The 22,619-nt window shown below is 62.5% G+C and carries 23 protein-coding genes; 10 read left to right on the top strand and 13 right to left on the bottom strand.

Going from position 1 to position 22,619, the window contains the following annotated elements; all coding sequences use genetic code 11:
- Positions 1–2: 2 nt before the first annotated feature.
- Positions 3–1,190 (top strand): acyl-CoA dehydrogenase family protein, encoded by a 1,188-nt coding sequence (locus tag IT775_RS17485; RefSeq protein ID WP_212702527.1) that lies wholly within the window; start codon positions 3–5, stop codon positions 1,188–1,190.
- A gap of 4 nt (positions 1,191–1,194) precedes the next feature.
- Positions 1,195–2,268, top strand: a complete 1,074-nt coding sequence (locus IT775_RS17480) for an acyl-CoA dehydrogenase family protein (protein ID WP_212702526.1) — start codon at positions 1,195–1,197, stop codon at positions 2,266–2,268.
- 223 nt (positions 2,269–2,491) lie between these two features.
- Here IT775_RS17480 and IT775_RS17475 read toward each other — a convergent pair whose 3' ends face one another.
- From IT775_RS17475 to IT775_RS17430, 10 genes are all read right to left on the bottom strand, one after another.
- Positions 2,492–3,535 carry an NADP-dependent oxidoreductase gene (locus IT775_RS17475; RefSeq protein ID WP_212702525.1) on the bottom strand — a complete coding sequence of 348 codons (1,044 nt, stop codon included), beginning with the start codon at positions 3,533–3,535 and terminating at the stop codon, positions 2,492–2,494.
- A 111-nt stretch (positions 3,536–3,646) separates the two neighbouring features.
- Positions 3,647–4,060, bottom strand: coding sequence for a PaaI family thioesterase (locus IT775_RS17470; protein WP_343231160.1), 414 nt, complete (start codon positions 4,058–4,060; stop codon positions 3,647–3,649).
- 14 nt (positions 4,061–4,074) lie between these two features.
- Complete coding sequence (locus tag IT775_RS17465; protein ID WP_212702523.1) at positions 4,075–5,109, bottom strand: phosphotransferase family protein; 1,035 nt, start codon at positions 5,107–5,109, stop codon at positions 4,075–4,077.
- An 8-nt stretch (positions 5,110–5,117) separates the two neighbouring features.
- Positions 5,118–5,786, bottom strand: a complete 669-nt coding sequence (locus tag IT775_RS17460; RefSeq protein WP_212702522.1) for a histidine phosphatase family protein — start codon at positions 5,784–5,786, stop codon at positions 5,118–5,120.
- Between the two features lie 64 nt (positions 5,787–5,850).
- On the bottom strand, positions 5,851–7,053 hold the full coding sequence (locus IT775_RS17455; protein ID WP_212702521.1) for an acetyl-CoA C-acyltransferase: 1,203 nt from the start codon (positions 7,051–7,053) through the stop codon (positions 5,851–5,853).
- A gap of 24 nt (positions 7,054–7,077) precedes the next feature.
- Positions 7,078–8,007 (bottom strand): SDR family NAD(P)-dependent oxidoreductase, encoded by a 930-nt coding sequence (locus tag IT775_RS17450; RefSeq protein WP_212702520.1) that lies wholly within the window; start codon positions 8,005–8,007, stop codon positions 7,078–7,080.
- Positions 8,004–8,483 carry a MaoC family dehydratase gene (locus IT775_RS17445; RefSeq protein WP_212702519.1) on the bottom strand — a complete coding sequence of 160 codons (480 nt, stop codon included), beginning with the start codon at positions 8,481–8,483 and terminating at the stop codon, positions 8,004–8,006. Before IT775_RS17445 ends, IT775_RS17450 begins: the two co-directional genes overlap by 4 nt.
- Positions 8,484–8,486: 3 nt before the next feature.
- The gene (locus IT775_RS17440; RefSeq protein WP_212702518.1) at positions 8,487–9,305 is read right to left on the bottom strand and encodes an SDR family NAD(P)-dependent oxidoreductase; all 819 of its coding nucleotides are present in this window, start codon (positions 9,303–9,305) and stop codon (positions 8,487–8,489) included.
- A gap of 10 nt (positions 9,306–9,315) precedes the next feature.
- On the bottom strand, positions 9,316–10,437 hold the full coding sequence (locus IT775_RS17435; RefSeq protein ID WP_212702517.1) for an acyl-CoA dehydrogenase family protein: 1,122 nt from the start codon (positions 10,435–10,437) through the stop codon (positions 9,316–9,318).
- A gap of 11 nt (positions 10,438–10,448) precedes the next feature.
- Positions 10,449–11,645 (bottom strand): acyl-CoA dehydrogenase family protein, encoded by a 1,197-nt coding sequence (locus IT775_RS17430; protein ID WP_212702516.1) that lies wholly within the window; start codon positions 11,643–11,645, stop codon positions 10,449–10,451.
- A gap of 171 nt (positions 11,646–11,816) precedes the next feature.
- Here IT775_RS17430 and IT775_RS17425 point away from each other — a divergent pair, with 171 nt between their 5' ends.
- The 5 genes from IT775_RS17425 (at position 11,817) to IT775_RS17405 (ending at position 16,774) form a co-directional block, all read left to right on the top strand.
- The gene (locus IT775_RS17425; protein WP_246525690.1) at positions 11,817–13,019 is read left to right on the top strand and encodes a branched-chain amino acid ABC transporter substrate-binding protein; all 1,203 of its coding nucleotides are present in this window, start codon (positions 11,817–11,819) and stop codon (positions 13,017–13,019) included.
- A gap of 71 nt (positions 13,020–13,090) precedes the next feature.
- On the top strand, positions 13,091–14,023 hold the full coding sequence (locus IT775_RS17420) for a branched-chain amino acid ABC transporter permease (protein ID WP_212702514.1): 933 nt from the start codon (positions 13,091–13,093) through the stop codon (positions 14,021–14,023).
- A complete protein-coding gene (locus IT775_RS17415) occupies positions 14,020–15,300 on the top strand; it encodes a branched-chain amino acid ABC transporter permease (RefSeq protein ID WP_212702513.1) in 1,281 nt (426 codons plus the stop codon). The genes IT775_RS17420 and IT775_RS17415 overlap by 4 nt, the downstream gene beginning before the upstream one ends.
- Positions 15,297–16,070, top strand: a complete 774-nt coding sequence (locus IT775_RS17410) for an ABC transporter ATP-binding protein (protein WP_212702512.1) — start codon at positions 15,297–15,299, stop codon at positions 16,068–16,070. Before IT775_RS17415 ends, IT775_RS17410 begins: the two co-directional genes overlap by 4 nt.
- Positions 16,067–16,774 carry an ABC transporter ATP-binding protein gene (locus tag IT775_RS17405; RefSeq protein WP_246525688.1) on the top strand — a complete coding sequence of 236 codons (708 nt, stop codon included), beginning with the start codon at positions 16,067–16,069 and terminating at the stop codon, positions 16,772–16,774. The genes IT775_RS17410 and IT775_RS17405 overlap by 4 nt, the downstream gene beginning before the upstream one ends.
- A gap of 295 nt (positions 16,775–17,069) precedes the next feature.
- On the opposite strand, the gene IT775_RS17400 is transcribed toward IT775_RS17405, so the two are convergent.
- A complete protein-coding gene (locus IT775_RS17400) occupies positions 17,070–17,438 on the bottom strand; it encodes a winged helix-turn-helix transcriptional regulator (protein WP_212702511.1) in 369 nt (122 codons plus the stop codon).
- Between the two features lie 155 nt (positions 17,439–17,593).
- Between IT775_RS17400 and IT775_RS17395 the strand changes: the two genes are divergently transcribed.
- Positions 17,594–18,304 carry an MBL fold metallo-hydrolase gene (locus IT775_RS17395; protein ID WP_212702510.1) on the top strand — a complete coding sequence of 237 codons (711 nt, stop codon included), beginning with the start codon at positions 17,594–17,596 and terminating at the stop codon, positions 18,302–18,304.
- Between the two features lie 110 nt (positions 18,305–18,414).
- Here the strand turns inward: IT775_RS17395 and IT775_RS17390 are convergent, their stop codons facing one another.
- Entirely contained in the window at positions 18,415–18,915 is a 501-nt protein-coding gene (locus IT775_RS17390; protein ID WP_212702509.1) for a PaaI family thioesterase, read from the bottom strand.
- Between the two features lie 70 nt (positions 18,916–18,985).
- Here IT775_RS17390 and IT775_RS17385 point away from each other — a divergent pair, with 70 nt between their 5' ends.
- Positions 18,986–19,462 carry a MarR family winged helix-turn-helix transcriptional regulator gene (locus tag IT775_RS17385; RefSeq protein ID WP_212702508.1) on the top strand — a complete coding sequence of 159 codons (477 nt, stop codon included), beginning with the start codon at positions 18,986–18,988 and terminating at the stop codon, positions 19,460–19,462.
- Between the two features lie 33 nt (positions 19,463–19,495).
- Here IT775_RS17385 and IT775_RS17380 read toward each other — a convergent pair whose 3' ends face one another.
- Positions 19,496–21,127, bottom strand: coding sequence for a long-chain-fatty-acid--CoA ligase (locus IT775_RS17380; RefSeq protein ID WP_212702507.1), 1,632 nt, complete (start codon positions 21,125–21,127; stop codon positions 19,496–19,498).
- 294 nt (positions 21,128–21,421) lie between these two features.
- On the opposite strand from IT775_RS17380, the gene IT775_RS17375 reads away from it, so the two are divergent.
- A complete protein-coding gene (locus IT775_RS17375; protein ID WP_212702506.1) occupies positions 21,422–22,387 on the top strand; it encodes an NADPH:quinone oxidoreductase family protein in 966 nt (321 codons plus the stop codon).
- Positions 22,388–22,619 lie beyond the last annotated feature (232 nt).

Genomic DNA, 22,619 nt, shown 5'->3' with positions numbered 1-22,619 from the left:
TGATGGATCTGAGCTTTTCCGCAGAGGACATCGCGTTCCGCGACGAGGTTCGCAGTTACCTTGCCGAAAACCTGCCCGCCCACATTTCCGACGCGGTGCGTTCGGGGGGCGAGCTGACCAAGGAAATTATGGAAGAATACCATGCCATCCTGAACGCCAAGGGCTGGCTTGCCACCACCTGGCCGAAGGAATTCGGCGGCCCCGGCTGGACCCCGGTACAGCGCCATATCTTCGAAGAGGAATGCTGCCGCGCCTACGCGCCGCGCATCGTGCCCTTCGGGCTGTCGATGCTGGGGCCGGTGCTGCAGAAATTCGGTACCAAGGAACAGCAGGATCATTACCTGCCGCGTATCCTGGACGGCACCGACTGGTGGTGCCAGGGCTATTCCGAACCGGGCGCCGGGTCGGACCTTGCCAGCCTGAAAACCCGCGCCGTGCGCGATGGCGACCAATGGGTGATCAACGGTCAGAAAACATGGACCACGCTGGGCCAGCATGCCGACTGGATCTTCTGCCTGTGCCGCACCGACCCGGACGCCAAGCAGCAGTCGGGCATCAGCTTCATCCTGGTCGACATGAAGACGCCGGGGATCGAGCTGCGCCCGATCAAGCTGATCGAGGGCGGTCACGAGGTGAACGAGGTGTTCTTCACCGATGTGCGCGTGCCGTACGAAAACCTGGTGGGCGAGGAAAACAGGGGCTGGACCATCGCCAAGTACCTACTGACCCATGAACGCACCGGCATCGCCGGGGTGGGTTTTTCGATGCAGGCGCTGGAAGAGGTCAAGGCGCTGGCGGCTAAGGTGCAGCGCAATGGTCGCCCGCTGATCGAGGATCCGCTCTTCGCCGCCCGTGTGGCGCAGGCGGAAATCGACCTCGAAGCGATGAAGATCACCAACCTGCGGATGCTGTTCAAGGCGCAGCAACAGGGCGCGCCGGGGCCGGAAACCTCGATCCTGAAGATCAAGGGCACGGTGATCAACCAGGAACTCAAGGATCTGGCCCGCCGCGCGCTTGGCCCGGCCGCCGCGCCCTTCCCGGGTTACGTCAACGACGGCAACCTGATGTTCGGCCCGGCCGACACCGCCAACAACGCGGCGCGGTATTTCAACAACCGCAAGACCTCGATTTTCGGTGGATCGAACGAGATCCAGCGCAACATCCTGACCAAGACCATGCTGGAGCTGTGAGACGATGGATTTCAATCTGACCGAAGACCGCCAGATGCTCAGCGACACGTTGAACCGCTACCTGGCAGAACAATATCCCGTGGAACACCGCAACAAGGTGGCCTATGAGGCGCCGTTCCACGACCCGTCGAAATGGGACGAACTGGCCGAACTGGGTGCGCTCTTCGCGCTAGCCCCAGAAAGCGCGGGCGGCTTCGGCGGCGCCGGTTTCGACATCTCGGTGGTGTTCGAAGCGATGGGCCGCCAACTGACCCCGGAACCGGTGCTGGGTGCGCTGATGGCCTCGCGCCTGCTGAATGCTGCGGGCGAGGACCAGGAAGCGCTGCTGTCGGGCGCGACGAAATACGCGGTGGGCTTCACCGAGATCGACGCGCCCTATGAACTGGATCAGATCGCCTGCTCAGCGACCGCGAAGGGCGATAATTTCACCCTGTCGGGCCGCAAGAGCACCGTCTATGGCGGCCAGGCCACCGATGTTCTGTTGATCGCGGCCAAGCTCGACGGCACGCTGGCACTGTTCGAGGTGCAGGCGGCTGATGCTAACGTGACCGGTTATGCCATGATGGAAGGCGGCGGCGCGGCCGAGGTCCTGCTGGATGACACTCCGGCGCGTCTGCTGATGGCCGATGCGGGGGATGCCATGCAGGACGCGATCAATGCCGGTATCGTCGCGCTCTGCGCCGAGGCAGTGGGCGCGATGGACGTGACCCATGCGACCACGGTCGATTACCTGAAACAGCGCAAGCAGTTCGGCGTTCCGATCGGCAAGTTCCAGGTGCTGCAGCACCGCGCGGTCGACATGCTGACCGAGATCGAACAGGCCCGCTCGATCACGATCAAGGCGGCGGCGGAACTGGGCGGCGAAGACGCTTCGCGCTATGCCTCGATGGCCAAGAACATGATCGGCCGCGCTGCGCGCCTTGTGGCGGAGGAAGCGATCCAGATGCATGGCGGCATCGCGATGACCTGGGAATACCCGATTTCGCATTACGCCAAGCGCCTGGTGATGCTGGACGCGCAGCTGGGCGATACCGATTATCACCTGACCCGGGTGATGGCTGGCAACCGCGCCGCCTGACCGGAATTGTGCGTCCTTTCAGGGCGCGCAGTTTTCGCTTCGTCTCGGGGCGCACAACCGCCCCGGGTGCGCTGCCCCGAACCACCGGAGCATTCGCGCTGGGCAGGAAGGGGAAAACGCCCTTGCTTTTTCTTGGTGAAAATACCCTGGGGGGTGAATTGGCCGAAGGCCAAAAGGGGGGCAAGGCCCCCCTTTTCCCGCCCGCGGCACGCGCAGGCGGATTTTATTCCGCCACTTTGACGATCTGCTTGCCGAAATTGCCGCCCTTCAGCATGTTCATGAAGGCGCGCGGCGCGTTTTCAAGCCCTTCGGCGATATCCTCGACCGTCTTGATCTTGCCACCGGCCACGCGCGGTCCGGCATCAGACAGGAAGTCCGGGTAGCGGTCGAAATGATCCGAGATGATGAATCCGTGCACATGCAGCCGGTTGACCAGAATCGTGCGCCACATCTTCGGCAACTGGTCCTTTTCGCCCTGCTGATTGCCGCCGAGCGCCCCGGCATTGTACCAGGCGATCATGCCGCAGACAGGAATGCGGCCGCCGACATTCATCAGCGGCAGCACCGCTTCCAGGACCTTGCCGGCGACGTTTTCGAAATAGATGTCGACGCCGTTCGGGCAGACGTCCTTAAGCGCCGCGCGTAGCGCCTTGGCGTCGTCATAGGCGCGGTGATCGAGGCATTCGTCGAAGCCGAACGTGTCCTTGGCGAGCTTGCATTTATCCGCTCCGCCGGCGATGCCGACAACACGCAGGCCCAATTGTTTCGCCATCTGGCCGACCATCGATCCCACAGGGCCGGTGGCGGCGGCCACGACCAGGGTTTCGCCCGCCTTCGGCTTGCCGTATTCGGTCAGGCCGAACCAGCCGGTGAAACCGGGCATGCCCAGCACGCCGAGCGCGTTGGTCACCGGGCCGTGGGCCGGGTCGAGCTTGCGCAGTTCCTTGCCCGGCAGGCAGCCGTGGCTGGCCCAGCCGAACATGCCGAAGGCGAAATCGCCGGGGGCGAAATTCGGGTGGTTGGAGGCGATCACCTCTCCCACGGCGCCGCCTTCCATCGTGTGGTCGATCTCGACCGGCTTGGCATAGGACTTGGCGTCGTCCATACGGCCCCGCATGTAGGGGTCGAGAGACATATGGGTGACGCGGACTAGAACCTCGCCGTCGCCGGGCGTGGGCATCGGCGCCTCTTCAAGCCGGAAATCCTCGTCGACCGGTTCGCCTTGCGGGCGGCGTGCCAGCACGACCCGTTGCATCATTTCTGCCATGGAAATTCCTCCTGTTCCTTCTGTTTTATTCTGGGTAAAAGTCATTGAAATACTAGGGAATTACGCGATTTCACGAAATGACATCGCGTCATGTGCGAACCCCGATTGACCCTATCTCGACCGGTAGCGAAACACCGCCGTTCCCGTTGCGATCAGGGTGCCGAGGTCGTCGGTCACCCTGGCTTCGGCGAAGAAGGTCTTGCGGCCGCCACCGGTTCGGAAACCTTCACAGATCAGCAAACTGCCCTTCATCTGTCCGACGTAATTCACGTTCAGCGACAGCGTCATCGCCAGCTGTTTTTCCGCCGGATCGCCGGTATAGCATCCGGCGAATCCCATCGCGGTATCCAGCAGCGTCGCGTGCACCCCGCCATGCGGGATGCCATAACGGTTGCCCAGGTGATCCTGCATCGGCAGTTCGACACGGGCGTAATCCTTTTCCCAGCCGGTGATCTTGAAACCCAGATGCTTTTGCAGCGCATAGGGGTCTTCGGCCAAGGCGGGGTCGATGTGACTGTCTCTCACGTTCATTCCTTCCGTCATACGGTCTTGGCGGCGGCCAACCCGTTTGCGGCGAAGGTGGACACGTAGCCGCCCAGTGTCTTCGCCCGTTCGGGATTGGAGGCGTTGCCGTCCAGCGCGCGTTTGTAAACGCCCTGGATGATGCCGGCCATGCGGAAAAATGTGAACGCCAGGTAGAAGCCGAAACTGTCGATGCCGGGCAGGTCGCGTCGGGCGCAATAGGCGTCGACAAAGGCGTCGTCGCTCATCAGCCCTTGCGCGGCGCGGTCGACGCCGGCCAGCCCGCGGCCTTCGGGGCCGGGCGGCATTTTCCATTGCATGATCACCGCGGCCAGATCGGCATAGGGGTGGCCGATGGTGGACAGTTCCCAATCCAGCACCGCGGCGCATTCGGGCCGGTCGGGGTGGAACAGCATGTTGTCGATGCGGTAATCGCCGTGCACCAGCGTGCGCTGGCCGTCCTCTTCGGGGATGTTGGTGTCGAGCCATGCGATCAGCTCTTCCATCGCCGGGATTTTGTCGGTTTCCGAGGCGCGGTATTGCTTGGTCCAGCGGTCGATCTGGCGGCGATAGTAATTCCCCTGGGGCCCGTAATCGGACAGGCCGGTGGCTTCCAGATCGACATTGTGGATCGCCGCCAGCACTCGGTTCATTTCATCGACGATCGGCAGCCGGTCTTCCTTCGCCAGTTCTGGCAGGCGTGGGTCGTTGAAATGCCGCCCGACGATTTCTTCCATCACGTAGAAGGCCGACCCGATCACGTCGTCGTCTTCGCAAAGCAGGTACATCTTGGCCACCGGCACGTCGGTGTTGTGCAGCGCGCTTTGCACCCGGAATTCGCGATCCACCGCATGGGCCGATTTCAGAAGAACTCCGGGCGGTTTGCGGCGCAGCACGTAGTTTTTTTTCGGTGTGCGCAGCCGGAAGGTCGGATTGGATTGGCCGACGTTGAATTTTTCGGCCTCGACCGGGCCTTCGAACCCGTCAAGGTGATCGCGCAGATAGGCGGCGACGACGTCGGTATCCAGCTTGGTGGGATCGGTTTTTGTCATGATGGGCCTCAGCTATAGGTCAGCAGCGGGTCGGCGTTGGCGGCGTTGATATGCGGGGTTTCGTTGAACCCGTGCAGGTAGAAACTGCGTGCCGAATAAACGAAGCGGTTCACCGCGCAGTTCTTCATCTGCAGTTGTAGGCGGATCTGTTGTTCGGCCGGGGTGTTCAGCGTGGCCGCGATCATCTGACCGATGGCGCCGCCGGAACTGACCGCGATGATGGTCTTGGCGCCGCTATCGATCATCGCCTGCCGCGCGGCTTCGACCCGAGCGGTGAAATCGGCCCAGGTTTCGGGCGGATCGGTGATTTCGTCGCGCTGCCAGGCCAGCACCGTGTCGCGCAGGGTGCGGAAATGCGATTTGCGTTCGCTGTGCATGTTTTCTGGCGCCGGGCGGTCGCGGTAATGGGCATCGAGCAGGTTCTTGAAATCGAATTCGTTCAGGCCCGCGTGCATCTGCACTTCGGGCAGTTCGCGGCCCAGCCCCTTGAAAATGCCTTCCAGCGTTTCGCGATGGCGGCGCTGCGCCCCGATGAACAGGGTGTCCGGCTCCACGCCCTGCAGGGCCAGCGCCTTGCCCAGGGCTTCGGATTGGTCATGACCCAGATCGGACAGGACATCGTAATTCGCCGCGCCAAAGGACGCTTGGGCGTGACGGATCAGGTAAAGTTCGGGCATTGCGGGGCCTTCTTGCTGACGGGACCGCGAGGATGCGGTCCCGTAGTTTGGGTTTCGTATAGGATCAGAGCACTTCGAACAGGCCCGCAGCCCCCATGCCGCCGCCGACGCACATGGTGCAGACGACGTATTTGGCACCGCGGCGCTTGCCCTCGATCAGGGCGTGGCCGACCATGCGGGCGCCCGACATGCCGTAGGGGTGGCCGATCGAGATCGCGCCGCCATCGACGTTGAGCAGCTCGTTCGGGATGCCCAGCACCTTGGCCGATTGCAGCACCTGGCAGGCAAAGGCTTCGTTCAGTTCCCACAGGCCGATATCGTCCATGGTCAGCCCGTGCGCCTTCAAAAGCTTCGGCACCGCGTAGACCGGGCCGATGCCCATTTCATCGGGTTCCAGACCGGCGGCCATCACGCCGACATAGCGGCCCAGCGGCTGCAATCCGCGCTTTTCGGCTTCCTTGGCTTCCATGATGACGCTGGCCGAGGCGCCGTCGGACAGCTGCGACGCGTTGCCGGCAGTGATGAACTTGCCTTCCTTCACCACCTGGCCGTCCTTGAACACCGGCGACAGCCCGGCGAGGTTTTCCAGCGTGGTCGAGGGGCGGTTGCCTTCGTCCTTGGACAGGGTGATTTCCTGGTCCGATACTTCGCGGGTTTCCTTGTTCACCACCTTCATCACGGTGGTCATCGGCACGATTTCGTCGTCGAACTTGCCCGCTTCCTGCGCGGCGGCGGTGCGCTGCTGCGACTGCAGGGCGTAGGCGTCCTGTTCCTCGCGCGACACGCCATAGCGGTCGGCGACGATTTCGGCGGTTTCCAGCATGGACATGTACAGCTCGGGCTTGTGTTCCATGGTCCAGTCGTCGCGCAGCCAGTCGGTGCGCATCTTTTCGTTCTGCACAAGGCTGATCGATTCGACGCCGCCGCCGATGACGATATCCATGCCGTCATGCACCACCTGCTTGGCCGCGGTGGCGATCGCCATCATGCCGCTGGCGCATTGACGGTCCATCGACATGCCCGCGATGGTCACCGGCAGACCGGCGCGGATCACCGCCTGACGGCCGATATTGCCGCCGGTCGACCCCTGCTGGATCGCGGAACCGACGATGCAATCCTCGATTTCCGATCCGTCGAGACCGGCGCGGCTGACCGCGTTTGATACGGCATGCCCGATCAGGGTCTGGGCCGAGGTGTTGTTGAACGCACCGCGATAGGCCTTGCCGATCGGGGTGCGGGCGGTGGAAACGATAACTGCGTCACGCATTTTCAAATTCCTTTTGGTCAGGGTTCATTCGCCGGGCAGGGTGACGCCGCGCGCCGCCGCTGCATTCCGGACGTATTTATTGGTCTGGTCGAAAGCGTTGCCCATCACTTGCTGATTTTCCGGGGCACGGATTTCCGCCATCCGGGCCAGCACGGTTTCCGGGCTCAGGTCTGCGTCCTGCAGGGTGATGCCTTGGGTCTCATAGACCTTGGTTTCGGTGAAGCAACCGGCACCGGCGCCGAGGATCATCTTGGTCGGGGCTTCTTCGCTGACCAGCGCCAGCAGGCCGGGGGTGATGGTTTCGGGCTGCAGCAGCGCCAGCAGTTCGTCGGGGATCAGGCCCTCGGTCATCCGGGTCGCCGCGGTGGGGGCCAGCATGTTGGCGCGCACGTTGTATTTCGCGCCCTCGATGGACAGCACGTTCATCAACCCCAGCATCGCCGATTTCGCCGCGCCGTAGTTCGACTGGCCGAAATTGCCGTAAAGCCCCGAGGCCGAGGTGGTGAAAACGATGCGACCGTATTCGCGTTCGCACATGTGCCGCCACAGCGCATGGGCGGTGTAGACCGATCCCATGAGGTGTACGTCCATCACCATGCGGAAATCGCCCAGCGACATCTTGGCGAAGGTCTTGTCGCGCAGGATGCCCGCGTTGTTCACCAGGATGTCGACATGGCCGAATTCGGCGATCGCTTCGTCGACCATCGCCTGCACCTGCGTTGCATCGGCGACGTTGGCGCCGTTGGCGATCGCCTTGCCGCCACCGGCGCGGATTTCCTCGACCACCGCGCGGGCGGCGTCCGATCCCGACCCGCTGCCGTCGGTGGCCGCGCCCAGATCGTTGACCATGACCTTGGCGCCACGGGCGGCAAGGCCAAGCGCATGGCTGCGGCCCAGACCGGCCCCGGCGCCGGTGACGATGGCCACCCGGCCGTCAAAACTTACTTCGCTCATGCTTCTCCTCCCATGTAGCGGCGGCCAAGCCATTGGGCCACCAGCGCGGGTTTTTCCTGCCCTTCGATTTCGACCGTCACATCCATCGTGGTCTGGAATTCGCCCGGTTTCAGTTCCTCGAACTTGGACAGAACGAAACGGCCCCGGACCCTTGAGCCGACCTTGACCGGCGATATGAAACGAACCCGGTCGAATCCGTAATTGACACCCATCACGATGCCCTCGATCGAGGGCATCTGGTAAACCATGGCCGACAACAGCGACAGCGTCAGGAACCCGTGCGCGATGGTGGTGCCGAAGGGCGTCTGCGCCGCCGCTTCGGGATCGACATGGATATACTGATGGTCATGGGTGCAATCGGCAAACTGGTTGATCTGGTCCTGGGTGACGCTGAACCAGTCGGATACGCCCATTTCCTTGCCCAGCAGGGCCTCGAAATCTTCGCGTGACAGCTTTTTGCCTGAAGGAAGCGTCATCGGTTACAGATCCTCGTTGAACAGGGAACCGGGGGCGTTCGATTGCATCCCGCCTGACAGCGGTAGGATCGCGCCCGACACATAGGAACCGCCCTTGCCGCAAAGATACAGCAGCGCGCCAGCGATGTCTTCGGGGCGTCCGACGCGGCCCAAAGGCACTCCTTGCGCCGATTTCGCCTGACCTTCCTCGGTGCCGATGGCAAAGGCGGTCATCTTCGACACGAAGGGCCCCGGCGCGATGGCGTTCACGGTGATGCCCTCGGGCGCCAGATCGTTCGACAGAACGCGGGTCATGTGATGCACCGCGCCCTTCGACACGGCATAGGAATAGGTGCGGGTGCCCTTGGGAATGTCGCCCATCACCGATCCGACATTGACCACGCGGGCCGGATCGTCGGGGGTGCTGGCGGATTTCAGCAGCGGCAGCAATTGCTGGGTCAGGTGGAACATGCCGGTGACGTTGAGGCGCAAGAGCTTGTCCCAGGCTTCGTAGGGGTGTTCGCCCATCGCGGCGCCCCAGGTGCGGCCCGCGTTGTTCATCAGGATATGCAGCTTTTCGGTGCGCTTGTTCACCTCGGCTACCAGAGCGTCGACGCCTTCCTCGGTCGACACGTCGCTGCCGAATCCTTCGGCGCTGCCGGTGTAGTCCATGCCGTTCAGTTCGGCAGCGACCGCTTCGCAGGCATCAACCTTGCGGCTGGTGATCAGCACCCGCGCGCCGGCGGCGACAAGCCCTTCGGCTGCCATGCGGCCGATGCCGCTCGACCCGCCGGTGACCAGTGCCACCTTGCCAGTCAGATCGAAAAGATCAGTCGGTTTCATGTTCCCTCCCTCAGAATCCGCGTGCCGCGGCGACCTGCGCGGCGTGATAACCATAATCGCCAAGCCATTCGGCCCCGACACGGGCGCGCTTCATGAAGAAGCCCATGTCAAATTCGTCCGTCATGCCGATGCCGCCATGCATCTGCACCCCTTCCATCACCGCCAGTTTCGCGGTGGCGGTGGCGCGGGCCTTGGCGACGGACACGGCCAGTGTGGCCTGATCCGGCGCCTCGTCCAGCATCCGCCCGGCATTGATGACGGCCGAGGCGGTGACCTCGATCTCGCTCCACAGATGCGCGGCGCGGTGCTGCAGCGCCTGGAAGCTGCCGATGGTGCGACCGAACTGTTGGCGTTCCTTCAGGTAGCTCAGCGTCATCGCATAGGCGCCGCCGCTTAGCCCGGTGAGCTCGGCCGCCAGCGCCGCCTGTCCCGCCTGCAGTCCGTGACGCAGCGTCGCGAGCCCGTTGTCCAGCTCGCCGACGACATCCTCGCCGGTGGCTTCCAGCCCGTCGAAGGTGAACCGCGCATGATCGCGCGAATCGACCGTTCCAGTGGCATCGCGCTGCAGCCCGGCGCGGTCCGCGTCGATATCGAATAGGGTCAGCCCGTCCGCTTCGCCTGCCGCGCCTGCGGTGCGGGCCAGAACCAGAACACGGTCGGCCGAGGCGCCGTCGGCGACGAAGGTTTTCATCCCCGACAGCCGATAACCGTTGCCGGATTTTTCCGCCTTCAAAGCGGTTTTCAGCGGCGCGTGCTTGGCCCCTTCATCCACCGCGATGGCATAGATCGCCTCGCCCGAGGCGATCTTTTCCAATGCGCCGTTGCCCGAACCGCGCAGGGCGGTGGCGGCGATCACGGCGGTCGAAATGAACGGCGAGGCGGCCAGGACGGTGCCCATTTCCTCGGCCAGGATACCGGCCGCGCGGTGGCCCATATCGGCGCCGCCCTGATCTTCGGGCACCAATACGCCGGTCCATCCCATCTGTGCCATTTCCCGCCAGAGGCCCGGATCGAAGGCGCGGCCCTGATCGCGGTTGGCGCGCAGGGCGGAAACGGGCGAGGCTTCGCTCAGAAACCCCCGCGCGGAATCGCGCAGCAGGGTTTCGTCCTCGGTTTCAAGAAGACTTGTCATCTGTCAGGTTCCTATTTCGACGGCAGTTCGAGAACGCGCTTGGCGATGATGTCGAGCATCACCTCGGAGGTGCCGCCCTCGATCGAGTTGGCCTTGGTGCGCAGCCATTCCGCTGCCAGCGACCCGTGCGGACTGTCCCATTCGGTGCCTTCGCTGCCTGCCGCCGACATCAGCAATTCGTAGCGGCGCTTGTTGATCTCCGTGCCGTAGTATTTCAGCATCGCACTGGCATTGCCGACGCCGCACCCCGATTGTGCCTGGTCCTTGTAGCGGTCCAGCGTCATGCAGAAGGCCAGCGTGTCCACTTCCAGTTCCATCGCCTGCGACCGGATCACCGGATCGGCCAGCGTGTCGGCGTCGAGATTGCCGAGGAATTCGCCGGTGGACCGGCCGCCCAGCAAACCCTGCGCGCCACCGCTGATCATTTCGCGTTCATGGGTCAGCAGGTGTTTCGCCACGTCCCAGCCGCGATTGATTTCGCCCACATGGGAGGGGATGTTTTCGCCATAGGATTTCGGCACTTTTACATTGTCGAAGAAGGTTTCGCAGAACGGCGACTTGCCCGAAATCAGCCGGATCGGCTTGGTCGTGACGCCGGGCGACGTCATGTCGATCAGCATGAAGGAAATGCCCAGATGCTTGGGGGCGTCGCGGTCGGTGCGCACCAGCGCGAAGATCCAGTCGGCCTTGTCGGCATAGGAGGTCCAGATCTTCGAGCCGTTGACCAGCCAGTGATCGCCCATGTCCTCGGCGCGGGTCTGAACGCTAGCCAGGTCGCTGCCTGCGCCGGGTTCGGAATAACCCTGACACCAGCGGATTTTGCCGCTGGTGATCTGCGGCAGGAAATGCAGTTTCTGCTCTTCGGTGCCGAAGGCCAGAAGCGCCGGTCCCAGCATCCAAAGCCCGAAACTTTCCAGCGGGCTGGGCGCCTTCAGGCGCGCCATTTCCTCGCGGAAAATCTTTTCTTCGGCCCGGCTCAGCCCGGCCCCGCCATAGGCTGTTGGCCAGCGCGGCGCGGTCATTCCCTTGGCGACGGCGCTTTCCATCCAGAGCCGCTGTTCTTCGTGCTTGAAGGTCCAGTTGCGGCCGCCCCAAACGATCGAATCTTCGTCGATCGGGCGCTTGCGCAGCGACTCGGGACAATTATCGGTAATCCATTTTGCGATAGCTTCGCGGAAGCTGGACAGCTCCGTTGACACGTCGGTCATTCAACACCTCCCTTGTCGAATGTTTCGCATTGCAGAATAGAGTTTCACAAAATGATTGACAAGAAGCGAGTCCCCGCTTTTGATCGGGGGCGGAAATGACGTTGCGGCGTCATCCACAGACGGGAGGAAACATCTATGAAACGCATTACATCGGTTGCCCTGGCAGCTGCTATGAGCATGGTAGCCGTGTCCGGCGCCTCTGCGGAGACGCTGAAAATCGCCTTTATCGACCCGCTTTCGGGTCCGTTCGGGCCGTCGGGGCAGGCGGGGCTGAACGAATGGATCTATGCCGCCGAACAGATGAACGCCAACGGTGGCATCAACGGCAACGAAGTCGAAGTCATCGGTTACGACAACAAGATCAATCCCAAGGAATCTCTGGTTCAGCTGCAGAAGGCGTTGGACAGCGGTGTTCGCTACATCGCGCAGGGCAACGGGTCCTCGGTCGCCTCGGCGCTGATCGACGCGATCAACAAGCACAACAAGCGCAACCCCGGCGAGGAAGTCCTGTTCCTGAACTACGCCGCGGTTGACCCGTCCTTCACTAACGATCGCTGCAGTTTCTGGCATTTCCGTTTCGACGCGGATGCCGACATGAAGATGGAGGCCGTCACCAACTGGGTGAAAGATCAGCCGGACATCAAGAGCGTCTACATCATCGGCCAGGATTATTCCTTCGGTAAGGCCGTTGCCGCCGCCGCCGTCAAGAACCTGACCGAAAAGCGCCCCGACATCGAAATCGTCGGCAACGAACTGCACCCGCTGGGCAAGGTGAAGGACTTTACCCCCTACGTGCAGAAAATCATCAGCTCGGGCGCCGACGCGGTGATCACCGGCAACTGGGGCGCCGACATGGTGCTGCTGATCAAGGCGGCGACCGATTCTGGCTTTGATGGCCCGATCCTGACCTATTACGGCGGGTCGAAAGGCGCCGCCACGGCGATGGGCGAAGCAGCGGTCGGCCAGGTCAAGGCGATCGTCGAGAACAACACCAACCTGCCGATGTCGGACGCCCAGGCGGCCTATGTCGACGGCTACGAGGCCAAGTACACCGAAGACAACTACTACTACCACCGCATCCACAACGCGATGAACATGCTGTCGATGGCGGCCGAGAAGGCCGGCAGCATCGACCCGATGGGTGTCGCGTTCGCGCTGGAGGGCATGGAATACGACAGCCCCAACGGCGTTGTCACCATGCGTGCGGACAACCACCAGATCCTGCAGCCGATGTTCATGTCGACCTTCTCGGACGACGTGGAGCGCGGTGTCGAGAAGCTGCCCTTGGGGTGGAAGTCGGGCGACGCGGACCGCATCGAAGCGGAAGACACCCGCACCGAAACCACCTGTAAGATGAAGCGCCCGAAGACATAAGGCCGCCTGAATCTTATTCCAAGAACGGTGCCGCGTGACATCACGCGGCACCTTACTGCTAAGAGGTTTTCATGGAAACGATCGTATTTTCACTCCTCAACGGGGTGATTTACGGGCTCCTTCTGTTCATGCTGTCGAGCGGTCTGACACTAATCTTCAGCATGATGGGCGTTCTGAACTTCGCCCATGCCAGCTTTTACATGCTGGGAGCCTATTTCGCCTACACCATCTCCGAAGCCAGCAGCTTCTGGCTGGCCCTGGTCTTTGCCCCGATCCTGGTCGGGCTGGTCGGCGCTTTGGTGGAAAAATACGGATTGCGGACCGTTCACGTGAACGGACACGTGGCCGAATTGCTGTTCACTTTCGGACTCGCCTATCTGATCGACGAGGTGGTCAAGATCGTTTGGGGCCGCAACGCAGTTGATTACCGGGTTCCCGAATTGCTGGACTTCCCGCTGTTCGAATTGTTCGGAGCGCAATACCCGGCCTACCGGATTTTCACCCTGTTCGTGGCGCTGGCCATGCTGGCGGCGCTTTGGTTCATCCTCAACCGTACCCGCGCCGGCCTGATCATCCAGGCCGCGCTGAGCCACCCCCACATGGTGGGCCATCTGGGCCATAACGTGCCGCGCATCTTCATGACGGTGTTCGGTGTCGGCTGCGCGCTGGCCGGGCTGGCGGGCGTGATCGGCGGCAACTACCTCGTGACCGATCCGGCCATGGCGGTGCAGATGGGGCCGATCGTCTTCGTGGTCGTCGTCGTCGGTGGCCTGGGCAGCCTGATGGGGGCGTTCCTTGCCGCCATGCTGCTGGGCCTGTTGCAGACCTTCGCGGTCGCCATCGATGCCCGGTTTGCCGATATCTTCGGCTGGCTCGGGCTGAGCGAGGCCACCGAACTTGGGAGCATCACCATCGCTTCGCTGGCGCCGATGATCCCCTTCCTGATGCTGGTGCTGATCCTGATGGTCCGCCCGCGTGGTTTGCTGGGAGACCGTGAACTATGACCAATGTTGCAGTCAATTCCGTGAACGTCCTGGGGCCGAGCGGCAGCCAGAAGTTCATGCGGCGGATCGTTCCGCTGATCGCCCTTGCCGTCGTTCTTGCCGTGATCCCGTTCTTCGGGCCGTCGCGCACGGTCTATTCTCTGATGAGCGCGATGGGCGTGAATATCGTTTTTGCCATGTCCTACAACATGCTGCTGGGCCGGGCCGGGCTGCTGTCCTTCGGGCACGCGGTCTATTTCGGGCTGGGCGGTTACGCCGCCGTGCACGCGATGGGCGCGATCGAGGCCGCAAGCTATGGCGAGGGCGGCTTCTGGGCGTCTTATCCGGTCTTCTTCCTGCCGGTCATCGGCTTTGCCGGCGGTGCGCTGGCAGGCGCGATCATCGGCTGGCCGTCCTGCCGGCGCGCGGGCACGCCGTTTGCGATGATTTCGCTCGGCGTGGCGGAACTGATCGCGGCGGCCGGATTCATGTTCGGATCGATTTTCGGCGGCGAAGAAGGCATTTCCGGCGACCGGATGAACGGGCCGGAACTGTTCGGCCTGTCGCTGGGGCCGATCGACGAGGTCTACTGGTTCATCGCCTTCTGGACGTTCATCGGGGTCCTGGGCACTTATGCGTTCACCCGCACGCCCCTGGGCAAGATGTCCGAAGCGACCCGCGACAATCCCGAACGGGTGGAATTCGTCGGCTATGATCCGCAGAAGGTGCGCTATCTGGTGTTCATCTTCTCGGGCGGGTTCGCCGGTCTGGCCGGCGGCATGGCTGCGGTGAACTATGAAATCTTCACTCCCGAAGCGCTGTCTCTGGTACCGTCCGGCATGGTTCTTCTGATGGCCTATATCGGCGGTATTCGCTACTTCGCGGGCCCCATCATGGGCGCGGTTCTGCTGACCTACATGCAGTCGATGATGTCGGATTATTCCGAAGCTTGGCTGCTGTACCTTGGGCTGCTGTTCATCGCGATCGTGATGTTTGCGCCCGGAGGTCTGGCCGGGATCGTCGTCGGGCTGTTCAACGGGCTGCGCGGCGAAGGAGCGGGCGAGAATTTCCGCAGATGGAGTGTTCAGATCGCGGGGATCGTTCTGATCATGATCGGTCTCATCACCCTGGTCGAGGTTTCGGTGCACTGGTCGAACAATTACGGCGAGGTGTTCGAACCCTTCGGGATGCACCTGCCGCATGACGGCGTGCTGACCTGGGCCGTGATCTTCATCCCGTTCGTTGCCGGTGTCGGCATCCTGCGCATGGCGCACAAAAACAAGGAGGGCCAGGCATGAGCATTCCGGCGCTTTCCATCAACAACCTGCATAAAAGCTTCGGCCCGGCGCATATCATCCGGGGCGTGACGCTGGACATCGAGCCCGGCGAACGCCACGCGATCATCGGGCCGAACGGTGCAGGCAAGTCGACCCTGTTCAACCTGATCTCGGGCGGCTACCACCCGAGCAAGGGCAGCATCAAGTTGCGCGGCGAGGAAATCGGCGGGATGAAACCGTTCCGGATCAACCGCATGGGATTGTCGCGCAGTTTTCAGGTGTCGAACATCTTCTCCAACATGACGGTTCGGGAAAACGTGCGCTGCGGCGTGCTGTATTCGATGGGCTACGGCTACGGGTTCTGGCGCAATGTCGGCAACCTGCATGACGTGCAGCGAAAGACCGCGGAAATCCTTGAAAGCGTTGATCTTCTCGACAAGGCAAACCTGCCCGCGGCGCTGCTTCCCTATGCCGATCAGCGGACCTTGGAGATCGCGATCACCATCGCGGGGGGGGCGGATGTGATCATGCTGGACGAACCCACTGCCGGCATGTCGCATTCGGAAACCGAACGCGCGGTGGCGCTGATCAAGCAGGCCACCGAGGGCAAGACGCTGTTGATCGTGGAACACGACATGGGCGTTGTCTTCAACCTGGCCGACCGGATCAGCGTGCTGGTCTATGGCGAGATCATCGCCACCGGCAAGCCGACGGAAATCCGCGGCAACGAAAAGGTGCGCGAGGCCTATCTCGGTGACGAGGCGGACGCGATCGAAGGAGATGCGGCATGACCCAGGCGATGCTGTCCGTGAAGGACCTGAACGCGTTTTACGGCAAATCCCACGTGCTGCGCGGCGTGAACATGGAAATCATGCCGGGCGAGGTGATCGCGCTTCTGGGTCGCAACGGGGTGGGCCGGTCCACCACCGCCAAGGCGATCATGGGCGAAGTGCCGCCCAAGGGCGAGATCCTGTTCAAGGGCCAGCCCATATCGGGCCTAGAAAGCCACCAGATCGCGCGGCTGGGGCTGGGATACGTCCCCGAAAGCCGCGATATTTTCCCCACGATGACGGTTCGGCAGAACCTGATCCTTGGCATCAAGGACATGCGCCATCCGGGAAAATACACGGTGGATGAGATGCTTGACATGTTCCCCAACCTGCGGGAGCGGGCCGACAACCTGGCCGGTGTGCTGTCGGGCGGGGAAAAGCAGATGCTCACCATGTGCCGGACCCTGATGGGCGATCCCGAACTGATCATCATCGACGAACCGACCGAGGGCCTGGCCCCGAAGATCGTGCATCAGATCGGCGACATGATCGCCGAGATCGCCAAAACCGGGGTGGCGATCCTGCTGGTCGAGCAGAAGCTGTCGATCGCGCTGCGGATCGCCGACCGGGTCTATGTCATGGGGCATGGCGAAATCGTCTATTCCGGCACCCCGGAGGAGTTCAAAACCCGCGACGATATCCGTTCCGAATGGCTGGAAGTCTGAGGCGGAAACGCGTTCCGGGCGTCATAAAACCGGCGCCGGGATTTCCACTATACATTTTATGCGAGACTTATCGTATAGATCGTGGGGTGTAAGCGATTCTGCGGAGCGGGGATTGGGAGGAGACCCGTTTCGCATCTCCCCGGCACTTTGGGGAACGCGCCCGGCTGGTTGAGGGGCCAGCCGGGCGTTTTTACGTTTTGTGACCGGGGCGCGCTTAACCAAACCGCGGTACAGAAGTTTGTCGGCATTTGCCGGATTTGTAGGCCGAAACGGTACAGATGCCCGGGGGTGCCACTCAGCGCGCAAGGGGATGGCTGTCGGTCTGGGCTGATAGCGGGTACAGTACGGACCAGTCGTAGATCTGCGACAGGATCGCTGCGAGGGCGCTGCCCTTTTCGGACAAGGAATAGGCGATGCGGTTTCGCGCATCGTTGCGTTCAGTCCGGGTGATAAGCCCGAACGCCTGAAGGTCGCGCAACTGTTCGGCCAACACCTTGCGGCTGATCCCGTCCAGCGCGCGGGTCAGTTCCAGAAAATACAGGTCGCTCATTGCAAGGCAATGCAGGATACGCGGTTTATGTTTTCCCCCGAGTGCATGCAGCGTGTCCGCCACCGGGCAGTTGCCGCTGTCAGGGCGTACCCATTGGATGATGGGGGGTGTCATGTCTTTCATGGCAAATCTCCGATCGGAGTTGTGGGGCGGCGTCGCCGGGTGCGCAACGGTGCGCCGGTCGCGGTTACAAAAAAGTGCCTAATTGTGGGCCCTTCAGGGTCGTGCCAACTAAACGGCAGAGATGACGACAAAAGGAAAATCATCCGATGACCGACCCGAAAATCGTTCCCGTCGAGATGCTGCCCTTCGGTATGCTGAATGCGTTTCTGGTGGTGGAAAACGGCCGCGCCATGCTGGTCGATACTGGGCTGCCGAGGTCCGCTTCGAAGGTGAAGGCCGCGTTGGAAAGGCATGGCCTGACCCTGTCCGATCTGAGGCTTATCGTCGTGACCCATGCCCATATTGATCACGCCGGTTCCGCGGAGCAATTGCGCGCCCTGTCCGGAGCGCCGATCTTGGCGCATCAGGACGAGGTCGACTATTGTGCCGGGGAGCCGCCGCTGCTGCGGCCGTCGGGCCTGTTCGGGCGGCTGTTTCAGAAATCCGGCGTGATCGAAAGGCGGTTCGAGTATTTCACCCCCGATCATGTGATGACGGAAGCGGAAACCGGGCTTCAGGATTTCGGGTTCGACGCGCAGGTGCTGCACACGCCGGGGCACACGCCGGGATCGCTGTCGGTGTTGTTGCCGGACGGAAATATCCTGGCCGGCGATCTTGCGGCGTCGGGCATTCTTCTGGGCGGGATCGCCCTGAAGAACCGCCCCAAGAGCCCGCCTTTCGAGGAAGCGCCGAAGCAGACCGCGCGGTCGCTGGAGCGGTTGCTGGCACGGGGTGGCAAAAGGTTTTACCTGGGGCATGGCGGACCGTTGTCGGCGCAGCGTATCCGGGCGCATGCGGCGAAGCTGAAGTGGTTGTAGGTCAGGCCCGGCCGGAGCGTGCGGAAGCGGTGAAGCGCCTTGCCCGAGATGGGCATCGACCGGCGGCGGGTCGGGGTTCGGGTGGGCGGGGGCTGCGACGCCCCGGCCCGTCAGCCGGCAGTGTGCATCGGCTGGATAAAGCAGCTGGTCGTGGCCAGCGCCAGCACCCGGCCTTTCCGATCCTCGATCCGGCCCTCGGCATGGGCGATGCGGCGGCCGCGCGATTGCAGCTTGCCCAGGGCGCGCACCTGTCCGGTCTGCGGCGTGATCGGGCGGAGGAATTTCACGCTGGTATCCAGCGAGGCATAGGTTTCGCCCCGCGCCATGACGGTATGGACCGCGGAGCCGAGAGCCGAATCGAGCAGGGTCATCGCCCAGCCGCCATGCACCTGGCCCATCGGGTTGAGGATACGGGCCGAAGGTTCGCCGCGAAACTCGGCTTCGCCTTCGGCCACGGCATGTAACCAGAAATCCAGTGCCGGCGCCATCGACGGGGCGGGAAAGTCACCCCGAAGCAGGGCTTGCAGTTGTTCCAGGCCGGTCATCTTGGCGGCCTGTTCGATGGGCGCGATCCCGATCGGGAGGTCGGGTCTTGGCACGGTGTCGAACATGACGTAATCTCCAGTTCAATGCATATGCATGTATAATCCATGCATATGCATGCAGTCAACGGGAGTGCAGATGACGTTACGTGACGAGACAGGGGAAATGTCGCCCGAACTGGCCGAGGTATTGGCCGGGAACTGTTATTGCCTGGCGATGCGCAGGGCGTCGCGCCGGTTGATCCGGCTTTATGACGCGGCGCTGGAAGGGCACGGGTTGACGGTGACCCAGTTTTCCACGCTGGTCTGGATCAAGGCGCTGCGACGACCGACGGTGCAGAAGATCGCGGATTACATGGATATCGACCAGTCGGCGCTGTCGCGCGGGTTGGTGCCGCTGGACCGGATGGGCGTCATCAAGTCGATGCCGGACGAACAGGACAAGCGCAAGCGGGTACTGTTCCTGACGTCGGAGGGTGAAGCCAAGCTGGAGGCCGCTTCGAAATCCTGGAAGGCGGCGCAGCTGCAGGTGGTCAGGGAAAACCCCGACATCGACATGAAGCAACTGCTTGCCGGGTTGCAGGACATAGCCGGGGGATATGCAAAGGGCGCCTGACGGCGCCCTTTGCGGTTCTCCGATGTCTGGCGCTCAGCGCAGATCGGGCAGTTTGTAATCCGCGAACTGCTGGCGCAGGGTCAGTTTCGAGGTCTTGCCGGTCGCCGTCAGCGGCAGTTCGTCGACCCAGATCAGGTCGTCGGGCAGCTGCCACTTGGCGAAATGTTCCGACATGTGGTCGTGCATGTCTTCGAGCGCCGGCCGGTCGTCGCCCGCCGGCACCGCGATCAGCACCGGGCGTTCGTCCCATTTCGGGTGCGGCATCGCGATGGCGGCGCAATTGGCGATGGCCGGGTGCGACATGGCGGCGTTTTCCAGGTCGATCGAGGAAATCCATTCGCCGCCCGACTTGATCAGGTCCTTCGACCGGTCCTGGATCGACAGGAACCCGTTTGAATCGATGCTGGCGATGTCGCCGGTGCCGAACCAGCCTTCGGCGTCGATCGCCTTTTCCGACGCTTCGGCATTGTTGAAATAGCCCGACACGATGGTGTTGCCGCGCACGTACAATTCACCGATCGCCTTGCCGTCATGCGGCTGGCGGTTGCCGTGATCGTCCACGATCTTGAGTTCCACGCCGAAGACGCGGCGGCCCTGCTGGGCCTTCTTGTCGATCATCTGGTCGAAGGGCAGCTGCTTGACCCAGTTGGGCATGTTGCCATGGGTGCCGATCGGCGACATTTCGGTCATGCCCCAGGCATGGCCGACGCTGACATCCATCTTTTCGAACGCCTCGATCATCGAACGCGGCGCGGCGGACCCGCCGACCACCACGTCGGCGAAGCCTTCGGGTTTGCGGCCCTGCGCCTTGATTTCCGCCAGCAGCCCCATCCAGACGGTGGGTACGCCCCAGGCGGAATGGACCTTTTCGCCATCCATCAGCTTGTACAGGCTGGGCCCGTCCAGCGCGCCGCCCGGCATGATCATGTTCAGCCCCAGCAGCGGCGCGGTATAGGGCAGGCCCCAGGCGTTGACGTGAAACAGCGGCACCACCGGCAGCACGCCAGCGCCTTCGGGCAGGGTGGACCCCAGCACCGAGGTCACCAGAAGCGCGTGCAGCACGGTGGAACGGTGCGAATAGAGCGCGCCCTTGGGGTTGCCCGTGGTGCCCGAGGTATAGCACAGGCCCGAGGCGGTGTTTTCATCCAGCATCGGCCAGTCGAAGCTTTCCGGCTGCCCGGTCAGCAGTTCTTCGTAACACAGCGCGTCGAGGCTGTTTTCCGGCATGTGATCGCGGTCGGTCATCACCACGTAGATCAGATCCTTGGGCAGGTGATCCTTCACCGCTTCGAGGATCGGCACGAAGGTGGTGTCGACGAAGAGCAGCTTATCCTCGGCATGGTTGACGATGTAGATCAGCTGTTCCGCCGACAGGCGCGGGTTGATCGTGTGGCAGACCGCGCCGATGCCCGAGATCGCGTAGTAGAGTTCGAAATGGCGGTAGCCGTTCCAGGCCAGCGTCGCCACCCGGTCGCCAAGGCGGATGCCGTGACCCTGCAGCGCATGGGCCAGCTGCGACACCCGGGCCAGCGTTTCGGGATAGGTCTGGCGATGCAGGTCGCCCTCGGTCCGCACGGATACAATTTCCGCTGTCGGATGCGCCTCGGCGGCATAGGTCAGAATATCGCTGATCATCAGCGGACGATGCATCATCATGCCAAGCATGATCTCCTCCCGAATTGTAAAAATCTCCCTGAGCGGAGACTAGCGTGGGCCTTGGATTTACAAAAGCAGATTCGTCTGGGCGGTCTGGAATTCCGATTTGCGCTCAAGGGATTGTGAGAAAACGGAAAATCATTCCGCAAATGTCCCGAGCGTCAAAAGAGGCGCGAAAAGTGCCGCACCGTCACTTTGGCGCGGCCGGGTGCAACGATTGCCCGGAACGGGCCGCGCCCCTACACTCGGGGGTGAAAATACGGCCTCGGGGAGGGGCCATAGGGAACGGTGGAGGAACCCGGAATGAAAGCCATTATCTGCAACGAATTCGCCCCCTTGGAGCAATTGGAATACGCCGATATGCCGGACCCGGCGGCCAAGGGAAGCGACGTGGTGATCAAGGTCGAGGCCGCGGGTGTGAATTACCCCGACGGGTTGCTGGTTCAGGGGCTTTACCAGATGAAGCCCGAACGTCCCTTCGTGCCGGGGATGGAGGCCGCCGGGGTGGTGGAAAGCGTCGGGCCGGATGTGAAGACCCTGAAGGTGGGCGACCGGGTGGCGACGATTTGCCAGCTCGGCGGTTATGCCGAAAAGGTGGTGGCCGAAGAAGGCCGGGTGTTCCCGATCGGCGACATGGATGGCGGCGATGCCTGCGCCTTGATGGTGGCCTATGGCACTTCGCATCACGCGCTGAAGCAGCGGGCGGATTTGAAGGCGGGCGAAACGCTGGTGGTTCTGGGCGGCGCGGGCGCGACCGGCGTGGCGGCGATCCAGATCGGCAAGATCATGGGGGCGAAGGTGATCGCGGTCTGTTCCAGCGACGAGAAGCGCGCCATCGCGCTGCAGGCCGGGGCGGACGAAGCGATCGGGTACGAGAACCTGAAGGACCAGCTGAAGGACATGACCGGCGGCAAGGGCGTCGACGTGGTCTACGACGTGGTCGGCGGCGAGGCGTTCGACGCCTGTTCGCGGTCGATGGCGCGCAATGGCCGGTTGCTGATCATCGGCTTCGCCAGCGGCACCATTCCGAAATTCCCGGTCAACCTGGCGCTGGTCAAGGAATATGCCGTGGTCGGCGTGTTCTGGGGCAACTTCACACGGGCCGAGCCCGAGATCTATGCCGACAACATGAAGGAGCTGATCGGCTGGTATCAGGACGGCAAGGTCAAGCCGGTGGTCGAGGGGCGCTATCCGCTGGCGGATGCGGCGGATGTGCTGAAACGGGTGCTGGGGCGCGGGGCGACGGGGAAACTGGTGCTGGAGCCGTGAGCGGGGGCAAGTTCCCCGGGATTTGTGAGAAGATGGCCGGGCTGAAGCCCGGCCTACATCTTTCTGTGTTCACTCGTGTAAGAAATTCCCTAGAACTCTATTATCAGAAGTGACGTGATAAATTGTTCGCTATCGTTCGGTAATCGAACATATCGTAGGGTCAGGACTCATAGCCAATAGATGACGGTTGCAGCGAGCGCGATTGCGGAGAGGAAGACCTTCGGGCACCTGT

Origin of the sequence: Thalassovita aquimarina, assembly GCF_018219815.1 — a bacterium.
Taxonomy (GTDB): domain Bacteria; phylum Pseudomonadota; class Alphaproteobacteria; order Rhodobacterales; family Rhodobacteraceae; genus Thalassobius; species Thalassobius aquimarinus.
The sequence above is the reverse complement of the archived record's forward strand: the minus strand, read 5'-3'. Positions and strand labels throughout refer to the sequence as shown.

What these genes read in the sequence shown, in the direction of transcription:
- IT775_RS17405 (WP_246525688.1), top strand. Translation starts at nt 16,067, where the DNA reads ATGACCCAGGCGATGCTGTCCGTGAAGGACCTGAACGCGTTTTACGGC.
- IT775_RS17435 (WP_212702517.1), bottom strand. Translation starts at nt 10,437, where the DNA reads ATGACAAGTCTTCTTGAAACCGAGGACGAAACCCTGCTGCGCGATTCC.
- IT775_RS17410 (WP_212702512.1), top strand. Translation starts at nt 15,297, where the DNA reads ATGAGCATTCCGGCGCTTTCCATCAACAACCTGCATAAAAGCTTCGGC.
- IT775_RS17450 (WP_212702520.1), bottom strand. Translation starts at nt 8,007, where the DNA reads ATGAGCGAAGTAAGTTTTGACGGCCGGGTGGCCATCGTCACCGGCGCC.
- IT775_RS17415 (WP_212702513.1), top strand. Translation starts at nt 14,020, where the DNA reads ATGACCAATGTTGCAGTCAATTCCGTGAACGTCCTGGGGCCGAGCGGC.
- IT775_RS17430 (WP_212702516.1), bottom strand. Translation starts at nt 11,645, where the DNA reads ATGACCGACGTGTCAACGGAGCTGTCCAGCTTCCGCGAAGCTATCGCA.
- IT775_RS17420 (WP_212702514.1), top strand. Translation starts at nt 13,091, where the DNA reads ATGGAAACGATCGTATTTTCACTCCTCAACGGGGTGATTTACGGGCTC.
- IT775_RS17475 (WP_212702525.1), bottom strand. Translation starts at nt 3,535, where the DNA reads ATGGCAGAAATGATGCAACGGGTCGTGCTGGCACGCCGCCCGCAAGGC.
- IT775_RS17395 (WP_212702510.1), top strand. Translation starts at nt 17,594, where the DNA reads ATGACCGACCCGAAAATCGTTCCCGTCGAGATGCTGCCCTTCGGTATG.
- IT775_RS17380 (WP_212702507.1), bottom strand. Translation starts at nt 21,127, where the DNA reads ATGCTTGGCATGATGATGCATCGTCCGCTGATGATCAGCGATATTCTG.
- IT775_RS17455 (WP_212702521.1), bottom strand. Translation starts at nt 7,053, where the DNA reads ATGCGTGACGCAGTTATCGTTTCCACCGCCCGCACCCCGATCGGCAAG.
- IT775_RS17400 (WP_212702511.1), bottom strand. Translation starts at nt 17,438, where the DNA reads ATGACACCCCCCATCATCCAATGGGTACGCCCTGACAGCGGCAACTGC.
- IT775_RS17385 (WP_212702508.1), top strand. Translation starts at nt 18,986, where the DNA reads ATGACGTTACGTGACGAGACAGGGGAAATGTCGCCCGAACTGGCCGAG.
- IT775_RS17445 (WP_212702519.1), bottom strand. Translation starts at nt 8,483, where the DNA reads ATGACGCTTCCTTCAGGCAAAAAGCTGTCACGCGAAGATTTCGAGGCC.
- IT775_RS17480 (WP_212702526.1), top strand. Translation starts at nt 1,195, where the DNA reads ATGGATTTCAATCTGACCGAAGACCGCCAGATGCTCAGCGACACGTTG.
- IT775_RS17485 (WP_212702527.1), top strand. Translation starts at nt 3, where the DNA reads ATGGATCTGAGCTTTTCCGCAGAGGACATCGCGTTCCGCGACGAGGTT.
- IT775_RS17425 (WP_246525690.1), top strand. Translation starts at nt 11,817, where the DNA reads ATGAGCATGGTAGCCGTGTCCGGCGCCTCTGCGGAGACGCTGAAAATC.
- IT775_RS17460 (WP_212702522.1), bottom strand. Translation starts at nt 5,786, where the DNA reads ATGCCCGAACTTTACCTGATCCGTCACGCCCAAGCGTCCTTTGGCGCG.
- IT775_RS17375 (WP_212702506.1), top strand. Translation starts at nt 21,422, where the DNA reads ATGAAAGCCATTATCTGCAACGAATTCGCCCCCTTGGAGCAATTGGAA.
- IT775_RS17465 (WP_212702523.1), bottom strand. Translation starts at nt 5,109, where the DNA reads ATGACAAAAACCGATCCCACCAAGCTGGATACCGACGTCGTCGCCGCC.
- IT775_RS17440 (WP_212702518.1), bottom strand. Translation starts at nt 9,305, where the DNA reads ATGAAACCGACTGATCTTTTCGATCTGACTGGCAAGGTGGCACTGGTC.
- IT775_RS17390 (WP_212702509.1), bottom strand. Translation starts at nt 18,915, where the DNA reads ATGTTCGACACCGTGCCAAGACCCGACCTCCCGATCGGGATCGCGCCC.